Source organism: Streptomyces sp. NPDC006733 (assembly GCF_040636125.1).
Classification (GTDB): Bacteria; Actinomycetota; Actinomycetes; order Streptomycetales; family Streptomycetaceae; genus Actinacidiphila.
Genome location: NZ_JBEYJD010000010.1, coordinates 89,167 through 107,146, shown reverse-complemented (window position 1 = coordinate 107,146; position 17,980 = coordinate 89,167). Strand labels below are relative to the sequence as shown.

The 17,980-nt window shown below is 73.1% G+C and carries 20 protein-coding genes and 1 pseudogene; 15 read left to right on the top strand and 6 right to left on the bottom strand.

Annotation, left to right across the window (positions count from 1 at the left end):
• The 8 genes from ABZ721_RS11585 to ABZ721_RS11550 all read left to right on the top strand — a co-directional run bounded on the left by ABZ721_RS11585 (window position 1) and on the right by ABZ721_RS11550 (window position 8,432).
• A complete protein-coding gene (locus tag ABZ721_RS11585) occupies window positions 1-660 on the top strand; it encodes a DUF5825 family protein (protein ID WP_358788427.1) in 660 nt (219 codons plus the stop codon).
• 69 nt (window positions 661-729) lie between these two features.
• Window positions 730-1,110 carry a hypothetical protein gene (locus tag ABZ721_RS11580; protein WP_358788426.1) on the top strand — a complete coding sequence of 127 codons (381 nt, stop codon included), beginning with the start codon at window positions 730-732 and terminating at the stop codon, window positions 1,108-1,110.
• Window positions 1,111-1,251: 141 nt separating this feature from the next.
• Window positions 1,252-2,364 carry a substrate-binding domain-containing protein gene (locus tag ABZ721_RS11575; RefSeq protein ID WP_358788425.1) on the top strand — a complete coding sequence of 371 codons (1,113 nt, stop codon included), beginning with the start codon at window positions 1,252-1,254 and terminating at the stop codon, window positions 2,362-2,364.
• A gap of 137 nt (window positions 2,365-2,501) precedes the next feature.
• Window positions 2,502-3,830 (top strand): sugar ABC transporter substrate-binding protein, encoded by a 1,329-nt coding sequence (locus tag ABZ721_RS11570; RefSeq protein WP_358788424.1) that lies wholly within the window; start codon window positions 2,502-2,504, stop codon window positions 3,828-3,830.
• Between the two features lie 137 nt (window positions 3,831-3,967).
• Entirely contained in the window at window positions 3,968-4,894 is a 927-nt protein-coding gene (locus tag ABZ721_RS11565; protein WP_358788423.1) for a sugar ABC transporter permease, read from the top strand.
• A complete protein-coding gene (locus ABZ721_RS11560) occupies window positions 4,891-5,844 on the top strand; it encodes a carbohydrate ABC transporter permease (protein WP_358788422.1) in 954 nt (317 codons plus the stop codon). Before ABZ721_RS11565 ends, ABZ721_RS11560 begins: the two co-directional genes overlap by 4 nt.
• A 23-nt stretch (window positions 5,845-5,867) precedes the next feature.
• On the top strand, window positions 5,868-6,854 hold the full coding sequence (locus tag ABZ721_RS11555) for a hydroxyacid dehydrogenase (protein WP_358788421.1): 987 nt from the start codon (window positions 5,868-5,870) through the stop codon (window positions 6,852-6,854).
• Between the two features lie 51 nt (window positions 6,855-6,905).
• On the top strand, window positions 6,906-8,432 hold the full coding sequence (locus ABZ721_RS11550; RefSeq protein ID WP_358788420.1) for an HAD-IA family hydrolase: 1,527 nt from the start codon (window positions 6,906-6,908) through the stop codon (window positions 8,430-8,432).
• A 12-nt stretch (window positions 8,433-8,444) separates the two neighbouring features.
• On the opposite strand, the gene ABZ721_RS11545 is transcribed toward ABZ721_RS11550, so the two are convergent.
• From ABZ721_RS11545 to ABZ721_RS11535, 3 genes and pseudogenes are all read right to left on the bottom strand, one after another.
• The gene (locus tag ABZ721_RS11545; RefSeq protein WP_358788419.1) at window positions 8,445-8,945 is read right to left on the bottom strand and encodes a levansucrase; all 501 of its coding nucleotides are present in this window, start codon (window positions 8,943-8,945) and stop codon (window positions 8,445-8,447) included.
• Window positions 8,946-9,205: 260 nt separating this feature from the next.
• Window positions 9,206-9,610, bottom strand: a pseudogene (locus ABZ721_RS11540) (DoxX family protein); the annotation flags it as partial.
• A 142-nt stretch (window positions 9,611-9,752) separates the two neighbouring features.
• Complete coding sequence (locus ABZ721_RS11535) at window positions 9,753-10,658, bottom strand: DUF1152 domain-containing protein (protein WP_358788500.1); 906 nt, start codon at window positions 10,656-10,658, stop codon at window positions 9,753-9,755.
• Window positions 10,659-10,990: 332 nt separating this feature from the next.
• On the opposite strand from ABZ721_RS11535, the gene ABZ721_RS11530 reads away from it, so the two are divergent.
• Together ABZ721_RS11530 and ABZ721_RS11525 are read left to right on the top strand one after the other, a co-directional pair.
• Window positions 10,991-11,872, top strand: coding sequence for an isocitrate lyase/PEP mutase family protein (locus ABZ721_RS11530; RefSeq protein ID WP_358788418.1), 882 nt, complete (start codon window positions 10,991-10,993; stop codon window positions 11,870-11,872).
• A gap of 133 nt (window positions 11,873-12,005) precedes the next feature.
• Entirely contained in the window at window positions 12,006-12,734 is a 729-nt protein-coding gene (locus tag ABZ721_RS11525; protein WP_358788417.1) for a YoaK family protein, read from the top strand.
• 27 nt (window positions 12,735-12,761) lie between these two features.
• Here ABZ721_RS11525 and ABZ721_RS11520 read toward each other — a convergent pair whose 3' ends face one another.
• The gene (locus tag ABZ721_RS11520) at window positions 12,762-13,361 is read right to left on the bottom strand and encodes a GNAT family N-acetyltransferase (protein ID WP_358788416.1); all 600 of its coding nucleotides are present in this window, start codon (window positions 13,359-13,361) and stop codon (window positions 12,762-12,764) included.
• Window positions 13,362-13,585: 224 nt separating this feature from the next.
• Between ABZ721_RS11520 and ABZ721_RS11515 the strand changes: the two genes are divergently transcribed.
• Complete coding sequence (locus ABZ721_RS11515) at window positions 13,586-14,197, top strand: hypothetical protein (protein ID WP_358788415.1); 612 nt, start codon at window positions 13,586-13,588, stop codon at window positions 14,195-14,197.
• A gap of 37 nt (window positions 14,198-14,234) precedes the next feature.
• Here the strand turns inward: ABZ721_RS11515 and ABZ721_RS11510 are convergent, their stop codons facing one another.
• Window positions 14,235-14,975, bottom strand: a complete 741-nt coding sequence (locus ABZ721_RS11510; RefSeq protein WP_358788414.1) for a methyltransferase domain-containing protein — start codon at window positions 14,973-14,975, stop codon at window positions 14,235-14,237.
• Between the two features lie 137 nt (window positions 14,976-15,112).
• On the opposite strand from ABZ721_RS11510, the gene ABZ721_RS11505 reads away from it, so the two are divergent.
• A complete protein-coding gene (locus tag ABZ721_RS11505) occupies window positions 15,113-15,310 on the top strand; it encodes a hypothetical protein (protein ID WP_358788413.1) in 198 nt (65 codons plus the stop codon).
• Between the two features lie 56 nt (window positions 15,311-15,366).
• Here ABZ721_RS11505 and ABZ721_RS11500 read toward each other — a convergent pair whose 3' ends face one another.
• Window positions 15,367-15,780, bottom strand: coding sequence for a hypothetical protein (locus ABZ721_RS11500; protein WP_358788412.1), 414 nt, complete (start codon window positions 15,778-15,780; stop codon window positions 15,367-15,369).
• Between the two features lie 287 nt (window positions 15,781-16,067).
• Here ABZ721_RS11500 and ABZ721_RS11495 point away from each other — a divergent pair, with 287 nt between their 5' ends.
• The 3 genes from ABZ721_RS11495 to ABZ721_RS11485 all read left to right on the top strand — a co-directional run bounded on the left by ABZ721_RS11495 (window position 16,068) and on the right by ABZ721_RS11485 (window position 17,962).
• Entirely contained in the window at window positions 16,068-16,379 is a 312-nt protein-coding gene (locus ABZ721_RS11495; protein ID WP_358788411.1) for an L-rhamnose mutarotase, read from the top strand.
• Window positions 16,380-16,384: 5 nt separating this feature from the next.
• Window positions 16,385-17,227, top strand: a complete 843-nt coding sequence (locus tag ABZ721_RS11490; RefSeq protein WP_358788410.1) for an amidohydrolase family protein — start codon at window positions 16,385-16,387, stop codon at window positions 17,225-17,227.
• Window positions 17,228-17,305: 78 nt separating this feature from the next.
• Complete coding sequence (locus tag ABZ721_RS11485) at window positions 17,306-17,962, top strand: ABATE domain-containing protein (RefSeq protein WP_358788409.1); 657 nt, start codon at window positions 17,306-17,308, stop codon at window positions 17,960-17,962.
• Window positions 17,963-17,980: the final 18 nt, after the last annotated feature.

The following is a 17,980-nucleotide window of genomic DNA, read 5'->3' as shown; positions in this document are numbered from 1 at the left end:
TTGACCATCACCACCGACACCCTCGACACCCTGACGGTCACCGCCTGGCGGGACCACGACCCGGCCGCCTGCGACCTGCCCGGCATGCTGCTGGGGCAGCTGGAGATCCAGGGCGGCGGCTCCGCGGCGGTGCGGCAGCTGTGGGACCAGGGCGCGCGCCGGGTCGAACTGCCGGGCACCGTCGACCTGACCGACACGGCCGCCGCCGCGGACACCGTCCGCACGCTCTGCCTCATCCGCGACCTGACCGCCCGCGCCGTCTACGTCGACTGGCGGCTGCGCACCGGCCCGGACCCGGACGCCTGGCGACCGCTGAACCATCTGCACCCGCCGCTGGAGATCGAGGGCCCGTCCGACCCCGAGGAGGTGGTGCGCCGCTGGCGCGACGAGCACTACCTGTGCAAGTGCATCTGGCGCAACGGCCCCGGCTTCGTCCAGATCCGCGACCGCCGCTGGGGCGAACTCCACCGCTTCACCGCCGAGGAGCCCCACTACCACCAGGCCATCACCCTCCTGGAACACGGCGCCCCGGTCGCGGACCTCCCGGCGGACGTCCTGTCCGACTTCCGCGCCGAACAACTGATCGGCGAGGTCGGCGGCCTGGCCTGGTGGTACCCGTACCGCATCCAGCGCTGGATCCACACGGCGATGGTGGTCTGAGCACGGCTCTCCCCGAACGCGCTGCCGGGCTGCCGCGCCGGACCGTAGGGTCACCCCCGAGGGGGAGAGTTGAGTTCTCCGACCATCACATGGGCGCTGGACGGGCGCGGGTGGGCCGCTGTCAGGGTTGCCGACGACCGGGGCGAGGCAGAGGCCGTCGCTTCGTACGTCACCGACGGCCCGGAGCAGTTCCTGTACGCGATCGCCCGTCTCGTGCTGGGCACCGAGGAGACGCGCGCCGAACTGGAGGCGGAGCCCCAGGTCTACCGGTGGTTCTTCCGCCGCGACGGGTCCGACGTCGACACCCGACTCGTCGTGGCGGACAGCCGCCGGGTGCCGGACGGCAGCGGTGTCGTCCTGTGGTCCGGTCGCCCCACGATCGCGGCGCCGGCCCGCTCGGCCGTTCGTGCCTTCGACCGGGGAGACCCGGCGCCGGGCGGCACCAGCTGACGGCCCCAGTCGCCGTCCGCCGCGGATGATCGATCATAACGATCGGAAAGCGATCGATATGATAGAGGGCGTAGAGTGCGGTCAGTGTCGTGAGCGGATTGCGCACGGCCGGCCGTTGCTGCCGCGACCAGGGGGAATCCAATGCGGATGCATGTCGACCAGCGTCATGAGCTCGTGCTGAAGCTCGTGCGGGAGCGGGGGAGCCTGCGGGTTGCCGAGCTGGCGGCGGAGCTGGGGGTTTCCGCCGTGACGCTGCGGCGGGACGTGGAGACGCTGGCGGCGCAGGGGCGGGTGCGCAGGCTGCACGGGTCGGTCGTGTGGCCGGACGGACCGCAGGTCGTGGAGGCTCCCGCCGCCCCCGTGGCCGGCGGGCCGGGGCCCGTGATCGGGATGGTCGTGCCGACCACCGACTACTACTTCGCCGCGGTCGTCGCCGGTGCCCGCGAGGCCGCCGCCGCGCGCGGCGCCCGCCTGGTCATCGGGCTGTCGCAGTACCTGCCGCACGAGGACCGTGCGCAGGCCGCCCGGCTGCTGTCGACCGGCGCCGACGGGCTGCTGCTCACCCCCAGCTGGGGCCACGGCGTGCCGGAGCCCGGCCAGGAGGAGTGGATCGCGCGGCAGGGCGTTCCCGCGGTGCTGGTGGAGCGCTGGGCGCCGCTGGGCAGTCCGGCGGCCGCGCTGGACCGGGTGCGCACCGACCACGCGCACGGCGCCGCCCTCGCCGTGCGCCACCTCGCCTCGCTCGGGCACCGCACGGTCGCGCTGGCCGCCCAGGAGAGCCCGACCGCCGTGCAGTTGGGCATCGGGCACGCGGCGGCCGTCGAGGCGCTGGGGCTCGATCCCGCGCCGCGCTCCCCGCTGGAGGCGGAGCCGTCGCGCGACGAGTCGGGCCGGTTCGACCGGACGCTGGAGTACCTGTGCGACGCGGTCGGCAAGCACGGGGTGACGGCGGCGCTGGTGCACAGCGACGCCGACGCCATCGTGCTGATCCCGCGGCTGCAGGCGCGCGGGGTGCGGGTGCCCGAGGATCTGGCCCTGATCGCGTACGACGACGAGGTCGCCGGGCTCGCGGACCTGCCGCTGACGGCGGTCGCCCCGCCGAAGCGCGTGGTCGGGGCGCTCGCCGCCGACCTGCTGCTCGACCGGCTCGCGGAGCACTCCCAGGGCGCCCCGGCGCAGCCGCGCCGGCACGTGGAGCTGCTGCCGGAGCTGCGGGTGCGGCAGTCCTGCGGCGCCCCGGCCGGTACCCGGTGAGCGAATGATCGTAGTTACCTGATCGATATCCGCTCTAGACGATCGAATCACTCATTCGCTCTTGACGACGATCGATGTTGCGCAAATGATGGCCTGCATTCACCTCAACTCGCGAGGTCACCGTAGGAGCACGCGCAATGAAGCCCATCTCCCGACCCACCTCCCGCACGACCCGTCTCGCCCTCGCGGCCGTTGTGGCCTCGCTGGCGCTGGCCACCACCGCCTGCGGCGGGGACAAGGCCGCCGGCGGCAGCGCCGCGCCGGACGCCAAGCCGGTCACCCTGACCTACTGGGGATGGGCCAAGGGCGCCCAGGCGACCGTCGACGCGTTCAACAAGACGCACAAGAACATCCAGGTCAAGTACTCGGAGATCGCCGGCGGCCCGGACGGGTACGCGAAGATCACCAACGCGGTCAAGGCCGGCAACGCCCCCGACGTCGCGGGCATCGAGTACACCCAGCTCCCGGAGTTCGCCAGCCAGGGCCTGCTCGAGGACCTCACCGAGCAGGCCGGCGACACCGTCAAGCAGAAGTTCCCGGCCTCCATCCAGAACCTGGTCACCTTCGGCGGCAAGACCTGGGCCGTGCCCTACGACGTCGCGCCGCAGCTGTACTACTACCGCACGGACCTGTTCCAGAAGTACGGCATAGCCGTCCCCAAGACCTGGGCGGAGTTCAAGACCGCGGGGGAGAAGCTGCGGCAGGCCGACAAGAACGTGCACATCGCGTCCTGGGCCGACAACGACGCCGTACTGCTGGCGGCGCTCGCCTGGCAGGGCGGCGGCAAGTGGTTCAGCACCGAGGGCGACGCCTGGAAGGTCGGCATCAACGACGCCGCCTCGCAGAAGGTCGCCTCCTACTGGCAGGGCCTGATCGACAGCGGCGTCGTCAACTCCATCCCGGCCGGCAGTGAGGACGAGACCAAGGCCAGGACGTCGGGCACCGTCGCCAGCTTCATCGGCGCCTCCTGGAGCGCGGGCGGCATGACCGTCGCGATGCCCAAGCTGAGCGGCAAGTGGGGGATCGCCCCGCTGCCCACCTGGGACGGCAAGCCCGCCAGCGGCGGCTACGGCGGCACCACGTACGCCGTGCCCAAGGGCAGCAAGCACCTCGAGGCAGCGGCCGAGTTCTCGAAGTGGGTCACCACGGACGCCGCCGCCGTCACCGCCCGCCTCAGCTCGCTGAAGTCGCCGAGCAGCGCCCTGCCGGCCAACGTGGAGATGCGTGACGTGGCCGCGAAGGCGTTCAAGGGCGGGGCCTACTACGCGGGCTTCGACGTCTACAAGATCGCCGGTGCGCAGGTCGACACCATCGTCCCGGGCTGGACGTTCGGCCCGGTGCAGATCGCGACCAACACCGCCATCACCGACGCGGCGGCCAAGGGCAACCTGGCCCAGGGCCTGACCGCCGGTCAGGCCTCCGCCGAGAAGGGCATCAAGGAGCGCGGGCTGAACCTGGCCAAGTGACCGGCCGCCGGGCCGCCGGGCAGAACCGCCGGCCCGGCACCCGGCCCCTCGCCACCCGGTCCTCCCGCCCCCCCGCCGGGCACGTCAGCACGCGCCCGGCGGGCCCGCTCCCCACGAACCCGCCCCAAGGAGTCCCCGTGGCAGTACCACTCGCCCGGAGCCCGCGCCGCCGCTCCACCGCCCGTCCCGGCCGGCGCGGCGCCCTGACCGTGCTGCTGGTCCCGTTCTTCGCCCTGTTCAGCCTCGTGATGGTGGCACCCATCGGCTACGCGGTGTGGATGAGCCTGTTCCAGGAACGCTCCTCCGGCCTCGGCTTCGGCGGCACCGAACGTGTCTTCTCCGGCCTGGGCAACTACACCCGGGCGCTGTCCGACCCGGCGTTCCGCACCTCGTTCGCGCACATCGCCGTGTACTGCGTCGCCTACATCCCGGTGATGATCGGCGGCGCGCTCGTCCTGGCCCTGCTGCTGGACTCCGCCCTCACCCGGGCCAAGCGCTTCCTGCAGCTCGCCCTGTTCCTGCCGCACGCGGTGCCCAGCATGATCGCGGCGATCATCTGGATCTACCTCTACACCCCGGGCCTCAGCCCGGTCACCGGCTGGATCGAGGACCTCGGCGGCAACTGGGCCTTCTTCTCCGGCGACCACGCGCTCTCCTCGATGATCAACATCGCGGTGTGGCAGTGGATCGGCTACAACATGGTGATCTTCTACGCCGCCCTGCAGGCCGTCCCGCGCGAGACGCTGGAGGCGGCGGTCGTCGACGGGGCGGGCGAGCTGCGCATCGCCTGGCAGATCAAGGTGCCGGTCATCCGCTCGTCCGTGGTGCTGACGCTGCTGTTCACCTGCGTCGGCGCGGTCCAGCTCTTCAACGAGCCGAAGATCCTCTCCAGCCGGGCGTCCTCCCTCGGCTCGTCGTGGTCACCGACGATGTACATCTTCAAAGCCGCCTTCGAACGCCACGACTACGGTCTGGCCGCCGCGTCCTCGCTGCTGCTGGCGCTGGCCGCCGCCGCACTCTCCTTCATCGTCACCAGGATCGGAAACCGGGGGAAGACGGCATGAGCACCCTTGATCTCGACGGCCGCCAGACCGTACCCGAGGCGGTGCCGGCACCCGTCCCGCACGCGCCCGAACCCCTCCGCCGCCCGGCCCGGCGCTCCCGGCGGACGCGCTCCGGCGCCGCCGTGCTCTCCCGGGCGGCCGTCAACGGCCTGCTGGCCGTCGCCGCCCTCTACACCCTGATGCCGCTGGCCTGGCTCCTGATCGCGGCGACCAAGGACCACGGCGACCTGTTCGGCACCGGCGGCTTCACGCTCGGCGCGTTCCACCTCTTCGACAACTTCCGCGCCGTGTTCACCGCCGACGGCGGCATCTACGGACGCTGGCTGCTCAACAGCCTGCTGTACTCGCTCGTGGGCTCGCTGGTGTCGACCCTCATCTGCGTGGCCGCCGGCTACGCCTTCGACAAGTACCACTTCGCGGGCAAGGACAAGCTCTTCGGGGTCGTACTGGCCGGCATCCTCGTCCCCAGCACCGTGATCTCGCTGCCCATGTACCTGCTCGCCTCCGAGGCGGGCCTCGTCAACACCTACTGGGCGGTCCTGATCCCCTCCCTCGTCAACCCGTTCGGGGTCTACCTGGCCCGGGTCTTCTCCGAGGGCTACATCCCGAACGAGGTGCTGGAAGCCGCCCGAATGGACGGAGCGAGCGAGCTGAAGACGTTCCGCACCGTCTCGCTGCCCATGCTGGCGCCGGGCTTCATGACCATCTTCCTGTTCTCCTTCACGGGCAGCTGGAACAGCTTCTACCTGCCGCTGATGATGCTCAACGACCAGAGCCTGTACCCGGTCGGCCTGGGCATCTACAACTGGAACACCGTCGTCGTCAACAACCCCGAGTACTACAGCCTGGCGATCACCGGAGCCCTCGTCGCCGTCGTGCCCCTGATCGCCGTCTTCATCGGCCTGCAGCGCTTCTGGCGCTCGGGCCTCACCGCCGGAGCCGTCAAGTGAACCGTCCCCGCACCGTCCTGGCCATGAGCGCCGAGACCCGGGACTCCGTCCTCGATGCCGCGGCCCTGCGCCGGCTGGAGCGCACGGCGCTCATCGACACCGGCCTGCTGGCCGTCGACCTCAGCCCCCGCGACGACCGTCTGGCCGCCGCCCTGCGCGAGGCCGAGGTGCTGTTCACCGGCTGGGGCTGTCCGCCGCTGACGCCCGCGGTGCTCGCCGCGATGCCGCGGCTGCGCGCCGTGGTGCACGCGGCCGGCTCCGTCAAGGGCCACCTGACGCAGGCGGCCTGGGACCGCGGCATCACCGTCTCCACGGCCGCCCGGGCCAACGCGCTGCCGGTCGCCGAGTACACGCTCGCCGCCATCCTCTTCGCCAACAAGCGCGTCCTGGCGGGCGCCGACGCCTACCGCCGCACCCGCGACCGGGTACGGCTGCTCGACCAGTTCCCCGCCGTCGGCAACTACCGGCGCACCATCGGCGTGGTCGGCGCCTCCGCTGTCGGCCGCCGCGTCATCGAACTCCTGCGGCCCTTCGACCTCACCGTCCTCGTGCAGGACCCGTACCTCGACCCGGCCGGGGCGGCCGCGCTGGGCGCGACATTGGTCGGCCTCGACGACCTGGTGCGCCGCAGCGACGTGGTCAGCATCCACGCCCCCGAACTGCCGGAGACCCGCGGCCTCTTCGACGCCGCCCGGATCGCCCTGATGCGCGACGGCGCCACGCTGGTCAACACCGCGCGCGGCTCGCTCGTCGACACCGGGGCGCTGACGGCCGAACTCGTCTCCGGCCGCCTGCACGCCGTGCTGGACATCACCGCCCCGGACATCCTGCCCGCCGGCTCCCCGCTCTACGACCTGCCGAACGTCCTGCTGACCCCGCACATGGCGGGCTCGCTCGGCGGCGAGCTGCGGCGGCTCGCCGACACGGCCATCGACGAACTGGAGCGGTACGCCCAGGGGCTGCCCTTCGCGTACCCGGTGCACGCCGCCGCCCTCGCGCACTCCGCCTGACCCGCCGACACCCCAGCCCTCCCAGCACCCACCGCCCGTGAGGAAACCCTGTTGTCCGAGCCGTCCCAGCCCGCATCCCCGCCGCAGAAGGCACGCCGTGTCCTGGTCGTCGGCATCGACGGCGTCCGCCACGACGTCCTGCTCGCGCTGCCGACCCCGCACATCGACGCGGTCGCCGCCGCCGGATTCCTGGCGGCCGTCGAGGTCGCCGACGGCACCCCGACGATGTCGGGGCCGTGCTGGGCCACGATCGCCACCGGAGTCACCGTCGACAAGCACGCGGTGTGGAGCAACGACTTCTCCGGCAACCGGCTGGGGGTCTTCCCCGACTTCACCACCCGCCTGGCCCGGCAGGACGGGCGGCGCACCTACGTCGCCGCGGGCTGGGACCCCCTGGTCACCGTGGCCCACGGGGGGCCCCTGTTCGCGCACCCGTCCCGGCTGAGCTACAGCGCCCCGGCCGCCGACACCCCGCAGGCCTGGGAGGACTGCGACGAGCAGATCACCCGGGACGCCGTGCGGGTACTGGGCACCGACGACCCCGAGGCCTCGTTCGTCTACCTCGGCGCCCCGGACGAGACCGCCCACTTCCTGGGCTGCGGGGACGCGTACGAGCGCTCCGTCGTCCGGGCCGACGAGCGGCTGGGCCGGCTCCTGGCCGCCGTGCGCGGCCGGGCCGGCTACGCCGGCGAGGACTGGACGGTGATCGTGGTGACCGACCACGGCCACGTCCGGGCGGGCGGCCACGGCGGCCGGTCCGGCGCCGAACGCACCGCCTGGGTGGCCTGTTCGGGACCCGACGTCATCGCCGGCCGGGCGCCGGACCGGGTGCGGCACGAGGACGTGGCCGCGCACGTGTACGCGGCCCTGGGCCGGACCGCCGACCGGCACTGGACGCTTGACGGACGGCCGTTCACCGCGGGGCCCCGGGCCGTGCTGTTCGACATGGACGGCACCCTCGTCGACACCGAATCCCTGTGGTGGCGGACGGTCGAGGCGCTCGCCCGGGAGCTGGGGCACGTCCTCGGCGACGCGGACCTGCCGGCGGTCCTGGGCCGGAGCGTCCACGACTCAGCCGCCCATCTGCACGAGACCACCGGTGGGCGGCGGACGGTGGAGGAGATCGCCGCCGAGCTCGACCGCCGGTTCCTCGCCGAGGTCCAGGAGCGGACCGTGGCGCGTCCCGGCGCCGTCGAACTGCTCGACCTGCTGGAACGGGACGGCGTTCCGCTCGGGTTGGTCTCGGCGTCGCCGCGCGCGGTCGTGGACGCGGTGCTGAAGACCCTGGGCGCCCACCGCTTCCAGGTCACCGTCGCCGAGGGCGAGACCCCCGCCACCAAGCCCGCCCCCGACCCGTACCTCGCCGCCGCCCGCGCACTCGGGGTGGCGCCCACCGCCTGTGTCGCGGTGGAGGACACCCCGGTCGGCGTGGCCTCCGCCGAGGCGGCGGGCTGTGTCGTGCTGGCGGTCCCGTCCCTCACCCCCATTCCCGCGGCGCCCGGCCGGACGGTGCGCGACAGCCTCGAGGGGATCGACCTCGACGGGCTGCGCGCGCTCGTCGCCGCACAGGACGCCTGAGTCCGCGGCCGGTCAGGCCGGGTGGTTGAAGTACCGCTCGCCCTTGTCGGCGAGGTGTGACGCGTAGATCCGGCCCAGCACGGGCTTGCCGCGGAAGAGCCCGACGTAGTGCTTCGCGGTGTCCACCACCACGGGCCGCGCGAAGCAGGCGAACTGGTTGCGCTGCTTCTCCTCGGCCCACGCCACCGCGGCCGGATCGACGCGCTCGCTGACGAGGACGGGGAAGACGGCGACCCCGGTCTGCATCCCCACGGGCAGGCCGCCCTTGTTCTTCTTGGCGAAGCTCAGGCTCTGCGTCGTGAACGTGTCGATGGTTCCGACGGATATCTCGGGAACGGCCGCGGCGATCGTGAAGACGTGCAGGTTGGTGGCCGCCCAGCGCAGTTTGAAGTCGGACCGGCGGCCGACCAGCACGCGCACACCGGACCAGTCCTGCCACTGCGGGTTGCACCCGTCGGACGCCAGTCGGCTTTCCACCGCGGTCAGGTAGTTTCGAGGTGACTCTTCGCTCATGGACGCGATTGTCCCCGCATCCGCCGCCCCCGGGAAGCTTTCGGGAGGGACGGACCCGCAGCGGGTGCGTCGCTCCCGAACCACCGGGCCCACCGCGTCCCTCAGACGGGGGAGGAGGCGGTGGCCTCGGAGCGCACGGCGGTCGCGGAGCCGGTGTCGCTCCCGTTGCGGAGCCCGGTGGCGAACGTCGCCGGGGCCGGTGCGGCGGCCGCGACGGACGCCCCGGTGTCCTGCGCGCCGTCCGTGGCGGCGAGCCGTCCGAACAGCGCGTCGAGGGACCAGCGGCCCGGCCCGGTGACAACGATCAGCAGGAACGTCCAGGCGTACAGCGCGGCCGGCTCGCCGCCGTTCTGGATCGGCCACAGGGCGTGCTGCTGGTGCTCGGTGAAGTACGCGTAGGCCATCGAGCCGGAGCAGATCAGCGCCGCGTAGCGGGTGCCGAGGCCGAGCGCGACCAGTCCGCCGCCGACGAGCTGGATCAGCGCCGCGTACCACCCGGGCCAGGTTCCGGCCGCGACCGTGCCGCCGCCGAACGCCCCGCCGAGCACGCCGAAGAGCGACGCGGCGCCGTGGCACGCGAAGAGCAGTCCGACGACGATACGGAACAGCGACAGCACCTGCTCCTGCGCGCGGGCGGGCGAAGTCCGTGAGGTGGGGAAACGCATGGGGGGTCTCCTGCGGCCGAGAGGGAGGTACCGATGCGGGAAGAGTAGGAAGAACGGTTGAAGCCGCACTTAAATCCGGTGCGGTGCGCGGGTGTCGCCCCACCGGTGACAGCCGAATGGCGCAACCGGGGGCCGGCGCGGCTCAGTGCGGGAACGTCCGCGGGGGACGCTGCCGGGGCAGGTCGTCGCGGAACTCCGCTATTCGGCTGCTGATCTGGCGCACCAGTTGGGTGTCCTCGATGCGGTCGAGGTAGAGGGAGCGGCGGGCGAGGCCGTCCAGGTCGAACGCGAAGTACAGCGACATGAGGGGATTGACGAAGAGTTCGGAGTTCCGGGTGCGCTCGGTGAACCGCACATCGCCGAACTCGCCCCGCACCGCGGCGGCGATCGAGCCGTGCACGATGCTCGGGTGCACGGCCGTCTCGGTCTGGGCATGGGCGACCGCGTCCAGGTACAGGGCGCCCTCGCGGCTGTCGCGGGGGACGGACAGCGCCCCCAGATAGGCGCCGTCGCGGTCGAGCGCCGCGATGTTCTCCAGCACGAGGGCGTGGTTCACCCCGTGGTAGGCGTCGATGCCGAAGCCCAGGCACACGACGAGCCGGTTCGCCACCGCGAGCTTCCGCACGGCCGCGAGGCTCGCCATGTCCTCCTCCGGCGTGCCGAGCCCGCACTCGTCGCCGCGCATGAGGATGTCCGTGCCGCCGTCGACCAGCACCACCGCGTCGACGCCGAGATGGTCCACCAGCGCCTCGTACGCCGCCCGCAGCGGCCGCACCCCGACCGATGGGAAGGCGTACACCGTCTCCGGCATCCCGTGCCGCCGCAGCCAGCGCGCCAGCGTCCGTTCGGGGAAGTACTCGGCGGCCGACTCGGTGTCCGGCCCGATCGCGGCGACGTCCGGCGCGAGCCAGACGTCGGAGTCGAGTCCGTAGAGATCGCTGAACGAGAAGTTCGCCAGGTGGACCTCCTTGCCCTGGGCCCGCAGGGCCAGGGCGAGCGGCAGCCCCGCGTACACGTCGAAGCCACCGCCCGCACCGGCGACGAGCACCCGGCGTGCCGGGGCGAGGCGCGCGAACAGGGGCGGTACGGCGAAGGAGGACACGGGAGGGAACCGTACAGCGAGCGTGCCCGCACCGGCGAGCGCGCCGGGTGCACGGTGCGGGCGGGAGGCGGGAGGCGGGAGGCGGGCGGCGGGCGGCGGGTGCGGCCGGGGAGGCGTGACGTTTCGCCGGTGAACGCCCTGCGCCATCGGGGTGAGTGAGGCCTGTCGGTGGACGCGTTCGGCTTCTCTCCAGAGATCCTCATGTCTTGGCAAAGAACCGTCGTGTCGCGGCACCCCCTGCCGCCCGATATGCCGAAACCCGAGAGAGGAACCGCACGTTGACGTACGGGAAGCAGCTGAGGGAGCACATCGCGAGGCCGGGGACCACCCCACTGATCGGCGTCCACGACATGCACTCGGCGTCGATCGCGGCCGGACACTACGACGGAATGTTCGTCTCCGGCTTCGGCTTCGCGGCCTCCCACTACGGGCTGCCGGACATCGGGTTCATCGCCTGGCCGGACATGGTCGCCTTCGTCGAGCGGTTGCGCGGGGCGTTCCCGCGGCACCACCTGCTGGTGGACATCGACGACGGATACGTCGATCCCGAAGTCGCCTGCCACGTCGTGGAGAGGCTGGAGCGGATCGGCGCCTCGGGTGTGATCCTGGAGGACCAGAAGCGTCCGCGCCGCTGCGGGCACGCCGACGGCAAGCAGGTGCTCCCGCTGTCCGAGTACCTCGCCAAGCTGGAGATGGTGCTGGCGACCCGGCGGGAGCTGGTGGTGGTGGCCCGTACGGACGCCACCGACGAGGACGACATCCTGCACCGCGCCGAGCGGCTGGCCGCGACCGACGCGGACGTGGTGCTGGTCGACGGGGTCCGCAGCGTCGAGTGGATCCGCCGCATCCGCGAGGTGGTCGGGGGCAAGCCGCTGCTGTTCAACCAGATTGCCGGCGGCAAGTCGCCGCGGCTCTCGCTGCCCGAGCTGTCCGAACTGGGCGTGGACGTCGCCATCTACAGCACGCCGTGCCTGTTCGCGGCCCACGAGGCGATGCACTCCGCGCTCGCCGACCTCAAGGCGGCGGGCGGTCGGCTGCCCGCGGTGGAGGGGGCGGACGGCGTGGGCGTCGCGACCGTCACCCAGCTGCTGGAGCGCAACATCGCGCGCCTGCGCCCCGCAGCGCCCGGCACCCTGCCGCGGGAGCGGGTGGGCGTGTGAGGGGGTGAACGGGTGACGCCGCCGGGCATCTGAGCGTCCCGCCGCCATCGGGCCCGGCCGTCGCATGGTGTATCCCTTGGCGTGAGGACGTGGCCCGACGCCGGCCCGACATCACCCCGAGGGAGCCGCCGCTGTGCCCGTCATCCTGCGCGACGCCTGGACGACCCTGGTGCCCGACCTCGACAGCCGCCACGGACCGCTGCCGCCGCTGATGCTCGCGCTGACCGTCGTCACCGGGCTCGTCGACGCGTTCAGCTACCTGGTGCTCGGCCACGTCTTCGTGGCCAACATGACGGGCAACGTGGTCTTCATGGCGTTCTCCCTGGCCGGCGCGGAGGGCTTCTCCCTGAGCGCCTCGCTGACGTCGCTGGGCGCCTTCGCCGTGGGAGCCGTGGTCGGCGGGCGCATCGCCAACCGCTTCCCGCACCACCGGGCACGGCTGCTGCTCACGGTGACCGCCTTCGAAGGGGCCCTCGTCCTGGCGGCCTTCCTGAGCAGCGAGTTGACCGCCGACCGGCCCTCCACGACCGTCCGCTTCCTGCTCATCGTCCTGCTCGGCCTCGCCATGGGCGGCCAGAACGCCGCCGCCCGCAGGCTGGGCGTCCCCGACCTCACCACGACCGTGCTGACCCTGACCATCACCGGTATCGCCGCCGACGGGCGCCTCGCGGGAGGCACCGCGGGCAAGGCCGGCACCCGCGCCCTGTCGGCGATCGCCATGTTCCTTGGAGCCCTGGTCGGCGGGCTGCTCATCCAGGGCTCGCAACCGGCGCTGCCGCTGCTGCTCGCCGTGCTCACGCTGGCGGCGATGGCCGCGGTGACGTCCTGCCACGTCCGCACCACCCGGGCCTGGATCGCCTGACGCCGCCCCCGGATGGGGGGCGGGCCGTCACACCGCGCCGTCGACCGGACGCCAGAGCGGGTACATCGCCTCGGGGTCGAAGGGCAGCGCCAGCGGCTCGCCGAGGTCGGTGTAGCCGTGCCGCAGGTAGAGCTTGCGGCTGGCGGGGCTGGTCGCCTCCAGGTAGGACGGGCGGCCCGCCCGGTCGAGCGTCGCCAGGTGCTGTCGCAGGAGCCGCGAGCCGGTGCCGTTGCCCTGCAGGTCCGGGTGGACGACCAGGAACGCCAGGTGCTCGAAGGCGCCGCGGTCGGCGGGCTGGGCGGCGGCCATCGCCTCGTCGAGCTCGTGGAAGCGTCCGACGTGCTCCTGGCACGCGGCCGCCAGCAGGTCGTCGTACCCGTCGATGGCGGGGGAGGGCTCCGGCAGCCACACCGCGGCGGCCCGCAGGTCGTCGGTCACGTGGACGGTGCCGTGGCGCAGCGCGTGGGCGACGAGGATGCGGAAGAACCGCGGGAAGATCTCCGGGTGCCGTTCCCGCACGGGAACCAGCCAGGCGTGCAACGGCAGTTCGTCGAAGACGGTCGCCAGGAGCCGGGCGACGGTCTCCTCCTCGGCGATGTCGGCCTGTCGGATGGCTATCCCGCTCACGCGCGCACTCCCATGGTCAGCTTTCGGCGGCCGGGCCAGATCCTATCCGCCGACCGTGAACAAACGATCATCGGTCAGGGGGAGTTCCGCGTCCGGCCGGGGCCGGGACGGGCGGCCGGGGCCGATTCCGTAGACTCCGGTGTCGAACGGGGGCGCTCAGCGGCCACCGCACCGCCGCCGGGCGGGACGACGTACACCCGGGTCCATGAATGCGAGGCAGACCGATGACCGCCGACCAGTACGCGCGCCCCCACACCTCCGGTACCACCGGCGCGGAAGCCGGTCGTACGGTTTCCGCCGATTCCGGCATCGACACCGATACCGGCATCGGCACCGGCACTGACGCTGTCGACGAGGCGCAGGCCGTCCGGACCGCGATCCGCGGGGCCGCGCGGGGCATGGCGCACCACGAGGCCGAGGAAGCGCTGGAGAAGGCCCGGTCCGAGGAGACCGGCGGGGAGGGCGGCGACGAGGACGGAGCCGTCAGCCCGGCCGTCGAGGAGTGGGAGCGCATCGTCGATCTCCTCACCACGCACGCGGGACCCTACGACCCGGACACCGACCCGTTCGTGCAGGGCGAACTGACCGCCCAGGCCAACCGGGACGCCGCCCGGCGGATCGAGGACGACGGCACCGACCGCGCGGACGGCGGCGAGCGGGACGCCCGGGACGTCCTGCTGCGCGTGCTGGCCCGCGCCGGGGTGCGGGGCGGGGCAGGTGAGGAGAACGAGTCCGTGGTGGACCGGATCGTCCGGGCCGACCCGGCCGCCGCGTTCGCCGTCGGCCGCTGGATCGACGAGGCCTTCGCCGCCGGCCGCGCCGCGACCGACGGCTGAGACCGGGGGCCGGGCGCAACCGTCGCCCGCCGACGTCTCAGGCCAGGACGAGCAGGTCCATCCAACTGGTGGCGGGGGCTTCCGGGTCGGCCGCGCCGGCCGCGAGCAGGCGGGCCATGCCGTCGGTGAACTCGCCGTCGCTGAGCGCGCGCAGTTTCGAGTCGGCGTCGCGGCGGATCGTCCCGGCGAAGGCGGTCAGGTTCACGGCGCTCTCCTGCGGTACCGAGCGCAGCGCCACCCGCTCGAACCCGGCCACGGCGAAGGCGTCGCAGACCTGCTCGACGGTCGGGTAGCCGTCGATGACGCGCGCGGTCGCCGGGAAGAACCGCACCCGCAGATCACGGTCGCAGCGCCCGGGGAAGGTGTTGCGGACGAGGACGGGTGCTCCCGGCTTCAGCGCCCTGCGCAGTTCCCGGGCGGCGGCGGTCAGATCGGGCAGGTGGTGGATGACCGAACCGAGCCAGGCCGCGTCCGCGCAGCCGTCCGGCACGGGGAGCGCGGCCGCCTCCCCGTCGAGGGCCTCGATGCCTCCGGTGGCGGGGATCAGGCGCCGCATGGCCTCCGACGGCTCGACGGCGAGGACGCGGACGCCGAACCAGTCACGGAAGGCGGTCGCGAAGGCGCCCGTACCGGCGCCGACGTCCAGGACCGTCATGCCCGGAGCGAGGGCGACCTCCTCGCCGACGGCCGCCTGCCAGGCCGTGAGCCCGGCGAGCGGGATCTCCCGGGCGGCCCGGTACTCCTCCGCGCCCTGCCGGTCGTACGCGACCCCCGCCATGTGCCCTCCACCGTTCGACCGCCGTCCGTGCGGATCACCTTAGGGGGCGTGGCATTTCGGCCTGCGGACGGATCTCCTTCGCGCCGTGGATCACCCATCGGGGTCCGGTGGGGAGCGTGGGGGAGGAGACTGCACGCATGACAGTTCAACGCCGCCCACTGGGCACCGGACCGCACCCCGACACCGATCCGGACGAGGGGCGCGCGCAACGGGCGATGACGCCCGCGCAGCGCGCGGCCGCGGAAGCGGCAAGGGCGGCGGTGGGGGAGGACCTTCCGCCGGAGCCCGCGGCCGCGCGGCGACGGCTGGGCGACGGCACGGACCCGGGCCCCTGATCCACGGCACGCTGCAAGCCCCTGACGCGCGGGCCCCTGACGTGCCGGCCGGGCCGTCAGGGGCCGGTGGGTTCGGGGTCGCCCTCCGCGCCGTCGCCGTGCTGCTCGTACCAGCGCCGGATCCGTTCCATCTTCCAGATCACCGCCCGGTCGATCTCCTCGACGCTCAGACCGGTGGCCGCGGCCAGGATCTCCGGTCCGACGAGGTCCCCGGGCCGTCCCTGCAGCGCGCGGCTGATCTTCCCCGCCCACAGCTCCTCGGGTACGAAGGGACGCCGCAGGTATTCGTCCTGCAGCGCGCCCAGGTGCTCGGGCGAGCAGACGACTATCAGCCGCCGGCCGTCCTTGTCGGGATCCCGGGCGTGGACCGCCGAGGAGTCCGGCACCAGGTCGAGACGGCCCTGCGCACCGATCGGTTGGCCGCAGTAGTCACAGATGTCCGGGAACGCGTCCGGCTCGTCCGATGCCATACCCAAGGGTTACCCCGAAGTGCGACGGCCGATAGCCGTCCGCCCGCCGACGCGGGGTCGCCAGGGGGCGCGCCGGGCGCGGGCTCGTGCTCCGGGCGCCCGGAGGTCCGGTTGGGTACGTTTCGGCGCGGCGTCTCGTGCAGTGGGCACTCGATACATGGGACCTCTCAGGGTCGGTCCGGGGGAACGCCCCTTGTCTCCGGCACTCGGGCCACGTAGGGTCCGGGCAGAAGTCGATACATCGGATGTATTGCCTGGCTGCTCCGTGAAGCGGAGGGAGGTGCGCCATGAGAGTCGCGCTGCACACGAAGGTGCGCGAGGACCGGATCGAGGAGTACGAGGCCGCGCACCGGCAGGTGCCGGAGGAGCTGACCGCCGCCATCCGCGCGGCCGGCGCCACCGCCTGGACGATCTGGCGCAGCGGCACCGACCTGTTCCACGTGCTGGAGGTCGAGGACTACGCGGCGATGATCGCCGCCCTGTCGGAACTGCCGGTCAACGTCGCCTGGCAGGCCCGCATGGGCGAGCTGACGGAGATCGCGCACGACTACTCGGCAGCCGGCTCCGACGCGTCGCTGCCCGTCGTGTGGGAGCTGTGAGCCCGATGCGCATCGTCGACTCCCACCACCACGTGTGGGACCTCGCCGTCCGCGACCAGGACTGGATCACCGGCGACGCGCTGGCCCCGCTGCGCCGGGACTTCACCCTGGAGGAGCTGGAGCCCGCGGCGCGGGCCGCCGGGGTCGAGGCGACCGTCGTGGTCCAGACGATCACGGTCGCGGAGGAGACCCCGGAGCTGCTGGCGCTCGCCACCGGCGACAACCTGGTGGCCGGGGTGGTGGGGTGGACCGATCTGACCGTCCCCGGCGTCTCCGACGCACTCGCCGCCCTGCGGGAACTGCCGGGCGGCGACCGGCTCGTCGGCATCCGGCACCAGGTGCAGGGCGAGCCCGACCCGCGCTGGCTGCTGCGCCAGGACGTCCTGCGCGGGCTGTCGGCCGTGGCAGCCGCCGGGCTCGTCTACGAACTGCTCGTCCTGCCGCACCAGTTGCCCGCCGCGTGCGCCGTCGCGGAGCTGCGACCCGAGCTGACGTTCGTCCTCGACCACCTCGGCAAGCCGCCCATCGCGAGCGGCGAACCCGGCTCCTGGGCCGAGGACGCGCGACGGCTTGCGGCCCTGCCCAACACCGTCTGCAAGCTCTCCGGGATGATCACGGAGGCGGACTGGGACACCTGGACGACGGCCGCTCTCGCGCCCTACGCGGACACGGTGCTCGACGCGTTCGGCCCGGACCGGGTGATGTTCGGGTCCGACTGGCCGGTGTGCCGCCTGGCGGGCTCGTACACCCAGGTCGTCGAGACTGCCCTGGCCCTGACCGGCTCCCTCGCCCCGGACGAGCGCGCGGCGGTCTTCGCCGGCACCGCCACCCGGGTCTACGGCCTGTGACGGGAGCCGACGGGCGGCACGGGATCCACATGGCTGCACGCTTGGTGAACCATGAGGCCCAGGCTTACGGTCGACACCATGGAGAGCCCCGACCAGCAGCCCGGCGTGCCCCTGCTCGGTGAACCGCTGCCGGTCGAGCTGATGAACACCGTCTGGGTCGACCGGGACGGCGCCCACGACGCGCTGGCCGACGCCGACGGCCTGGGGAACTGGCTGCGCGCCGTCGCCCCGCGCTTCGAGCCCGCCCTCGCCCTGCCCGCGCCCGAGCCCGGCGCGGATCCCGGCCCCGCACCCCTGCCGCCCCTCGTGGACCGCTACCGGCAGCTACGGGACGCGCTCCGCCGGCTGGCGGCCGTCGCGACCGAGGACGGCCGCGGGTCGGCGGCGTCGGCGACGCCGGATCTGGCGACGGCGGTGGAGGCGGTCAACCGCGCCTGCGCCTACGCGCCGCAGTGGTCGCGGATGGTGTGGCCCGACGGGGGAACGCCGTCCCGCACCACCGCCACCGCTTCGCCGCACAGCGGGGCCGCGGCGGCGCTCTCACGGATCGCGGAGCAGGCCGTCCAGCTGTTCGCGGGACCGGACCGCGGTGCGTTGCGGGCCTGCGGTGCTCCCGGCTGCGTGCTGTACTTCGTGCGCGTTCATCCCCGCAGGGAATGGTGCTCGGCCACCTGCGGCAACCGTGCCCGCGTCGCCCGGCACTACCAGCGCCACCACGCCGATCCCTCCGCGTGACGCGGCCGGCCGGACCGC